At 64.7% G+C, this 3842-nt stretch carries 2 protein-coding genes and 1 pseudogene; 2 read left to right on the top strand and 1 reads right to left on the bottom strand.

From position 1 onward, the window contains the following. Nucleotides 1-520, bottom strand: a pseudogene (locus QZV72_RS12190) (PucR family transcriptional regulator); the annotation flags it as partial. 93 nt (nucleotides 521-613) lie between these two features. On the opposite strand from QZV72_RS12190, the gene QZV72_RS12185 reads away from it, so the two are divergent. Together QZV72_RS12185 and QZV72_RS12180 are read left to right on the top strand one after the other, a co-directional pair. Continuing rightward, nucleotides 614-2266 (top strand): amidohydrolase, encoded by a 1653-nt coding sequence (locus QZV72_RS12185; protein ID WP_297008850.1) that lies wholly within the window; start codon nucleotides 614-616, stop codon nucleotides 2264-2266. Between the two features lie 5 nt (nucleotides 2267-2271). After that, nucleotides 2272-3525 (top strand): M20 family metallo-hydrolase, encoded by a 1254-nt coding sequence (locus QZV72_RS12180; protein WP_297008849.1) that lies wholly within the window; start codon nucleotides 2272-2274, stop codon nucleotides 3523-3525. Nucleotides 3526-3842 lie beyond the last annotated feature (317 nt).

The following is a 3842-nucleotide window of genomic DNA, read 5'->3' as shown; positions in this document are numbered from 1 at the left end:
CCTCCGCCATAGTCCCGTCCGAGAACAGCCTGGCGAGATAACGTCGGTTGGCAAGACGCAGATCCTGCTCCACCCGGGCGGTTTCCCGCAGGAACTCCTCGCGGGCGGTGAAGGCGTAGCGGTCCACCACCCGGTGAATGGTCTCCACATGCTCGATGAGGACGTCGCGCAGTCCGTCCTCGGCGTCACTGAGCAACCGCCGCCACAGCACGGTGAAGTCCAGCTGCACCGCGTCCACGAGATCCCTCATGTCCACCCCCTGATGCACCCGTCGACGGCCGAGATCCTGGGCCGCCCTGACCAGTGTCGGGAGCTCACCGGGCGAACGTAATGCGGCAACGACGGACCGGAAGGTTTCTTCCGCAGTCGCCGTCAGATCATCATTGGTGACCATTCCCCCCACGTACATCCGGCTACCCCGCAGTTCACGCAGGAAGTCCTCGACCAGAAGAGGGATACCTTCCTCAAGCCGGTCCACCAGTGCCAGCCAGTTCTCGGCCGAATCCCATGAAGCGTGCATATGCACAATATTACGTTCCGGCGGTCGACTGATTCCACCGATAAACCTGCTCATCCGGCGCGCGGGATGTCGGTCCCCCTAATGTCACCAGTCATGCAGCTGGACACTCTCATCACCAACGCCAACATCATCACCAGCGACCCGCACCGACCGCATGCGCGGTCCGTCGGCCTGTGGAACGGTTCCATCGTCGGGGTCGACGACCAGCTCGGTTCCCTCGCAGATTCTGCGGCGCATGTCATTGACGCCGGTGGCGCCACTGTGACGCCGGGTTTCAATGACATCCACGACCACAGCGTGATGTTCGGTGAGAGCATGATCGAGATCGATCTGGCGGACTGTGTCACTGCCGAGCAGGTCTACGAGGCGCTGGGCTCCTGGTGCAGCGGAGACAGTGAATCCGGCATCGGCGACTGGGCCATCGCCTCGAACTACCGACCCCTGCAGATGACCGGTGAGGATCTGCGGATCGATGTTCTGGACCGGGTCACGGGTGGACGCCCCCTGGTGATCAAGCACAATTCCGCCCACGCCTACACCGCGAACTCCGAAGCCCTGCGCAGGGCAGGCATCGCGCTGACCGATCCCGAGCAGTCGGACGGTGGCGTGATCGGTACCGATGACCACGGAAATGTCACCGGTCTGCTCGACGAGAACGCGATGCGCCCGTTGCAGGCCCTCATCCAGCCTGAACCACAGGCCCTGCTGCAGGAAGCACTCAACCAGGCGACCAGTCACTACGTCTCGGAAGGCCTGACATCCGTGACTGACGCCGGGATCGCCGGCGGCTGGATCGGGCACAGTCCCCGGGAGTTCGCCGCCTACCAGGCCGCCCGTGATCTGGGTCTGTTGAGCACCCGCATGCAGACGATGATCACCATCGACGCCCTCCATGAGGTTCCCGGCGCGCATGATGATCCGGAGGTGCGGACCCTCACGGCGGGGATCCGTAGCGGGGTCGGTGACGAGTGGTTGCAGATCGGACCGACGAAGGTCTTCAGTGACGGCTCCCTGATCGGTTCCACTGCGGCGATGACGGAGGACTACCACCACTGCAACCACCACGGCTACTTCCAGGGGGACCCGGCTGAGATGCGGGCACGCGCCCTGGCTGCGGTTGCGGGAGGATGGTCGATAGCCGTGCACGCGATCGGGGACGCGGCCGTCGCCTATGCCACAGAGGTCATCGCGGAGGCGCAGCTCCGTTACGGCACGCCTGCCATGCCCCACCGCATCGAGCACGGGGGAGTCGTCACCACGGAGCAGCTGGCGGAGATAGCCCGTGTGAACGCCGTCCTGGTCCCGCAGCCGCAGTTCATCGCCGAGTTCGGCGATGCGATGGCCGACAAGCTCGGACCGGAACGCACCCGGCTCTCCTACCCCGCGAAGCGGATGCTGGACGCCGGCATCATCCTGCCCGGCAGTTCTGATCGGCCGGTCGCCGACGGGGCACCACTGACGGTGATGCAGGCCTTCGTCCAGCGGCTCACGGAGACCGGGCAACCGTACGGGGCTGATGACCGTATCACGGTGGAGCAGGCACTCCACGCCTACACGGTCGGTTCTGCGAAGGCCACCGGATGGTACGGCCGTAAGGGCCAGATCCGGAGTGGCCAGCTCGCTGACCTCGTTGTCCTCGGCGAGGATCTCACGAAAGTCCCGGACGACCAGATTTCCGCCGTCCCGGTGCTCGCGACCTATGTCGGCGGGCATGCCGCCTACGGCGATTCACGGTGGGAGGCGTAGTCGGTATGGTGACGGATACGACGCGGGATTTCCTCTCCGACTTCGCGGAGATGTCCTCCTTCGGGGCGACCTCCGGCGGCGGGATCGACCGGCAGGCCGCCAGTACCGGGGACATGGCGGTGCGGTCCTGGTTCGGGGAGAAGGTCACCGAGTACGGCGGACGTGTGGTCTTCGATGAGATCGGTAACCAGTTCGGACTCTTCGAGTTCGCGGCGGACGCACCCTGTGTGTTCGTCGGTTCACACCTGGATTCCCAGCCGCTCGCCGGTCGGTTCGACGGATCCTACGGGGTCCTCGCCGGGCTGCATGCGGTCGCCGGCATCGCGGATCTCCTGCATGGGCTGTCGGAGCCCCCGACGGTGAATCTTGCGGTCGTGAACTGGTTCAACGAGGAGGGGTCGCGGTTCTCCCCGTCGATGATGGGCAGTTCCGTGTACACGGGGGTCCTGGATATCGCGGAAGCCCGTGCCTCCACTGACCTGGCAGGGATCACTGTGGCGCAGGCCCAGCGAAAGGCGGACTGGTCCCCGGTGGTCACCGGGGGTGATGTTCCGAGGGCTTCTGCATATTTGGAGATTCACGTGGAGCAGGGGAAGGAGCTGGAGAAGGCCGGTGTTCCGATAGGACTGGTGACGTCAACCTGGGGTGCCCGGAAGTTCCGGGTCACTGTCCGCGGTGAACAGGGGCACACCGGTTCCACGTTGATGGCGGACCGGCAGGACGCCCTGTTCGGTGCCGCTCTCGTCATCACCGGTGCCCGGCGGATGACGGATGAGGTGGAGCCGGGCATGTTGCAGGCCTCGGTATCGACGATGGAGGTCCTCCCCAACTCTCCGGTGACGATTGCCCGGGAAGTACGGATGAATCTTGATCTACGCTCTCCGGATGCTGAAGTTCTCACCTGGGCGCAGGATCGTATCGGGGACATTGTCACGGCTGCGGAGCAGGAGGCGAAGGTCTCCGTCGAGCTGGAGCTGACCCACGCGTGGGACCTCAACCCGTACCCGGCCGCAGGAGTGGAGCTGGCGCGGTCAGTAGCCGAAAAGATCGGGCTGCCCTACCGGGAGGTCAGGACCGTCGCCGGCCATGATTCAACGAACATGAAGGAGACCGTTCCGACGGTGATGCTGTTCATCCCCAGTGTGGACGGCATCTCCCACAATGAGCGGGAGTACACCAGCGACGAGGACATGCTCGCCGGGCTGCGGATGCTCACGGCGGCGGTCAGGGAGACGGTAGAGGTGCTCCGGGTGACATAGTTCCTGACCCGTGGTCAGCACACGCCCGTACGGAAAAATCGAACAACCACGGAGCTGTCCGGTATCCCCCCAGGGCTCCGTCAAAGTCGTTGGTGAGCCGTTGTGACCAGCAGTGATACTCTCTCCTGATCCCTTCCACAGAACCTGAGCGCTGCCGCGATGCTGGTATGACCGTCCAGCCGCAGCAAACTGATGACTCCGGACCGCAGTGTGGTCATCACCCGCGGGCCTGCACCGGTGCGCACCCGCGAATCATCCTCACCGAAGGTCACGTCCCGGACCCAGTGCAACGCGTTCTCAGCCCGCCAATGCCCCTG

Origin of the sequence: uncultured Corynebacterium sp. (genome assembly GCF_902782855.1) — a bacterium.
In the GTDB taxonomy this organism is placed as follows: Bacteria; Actinomycetota; Actinomycetes; order Mycobacteriales; family Mycobacteriaceae; genus Corynebacterium.
This window is presented reverse-complemented; position numbering and strand designations above follow the sequence as displayed.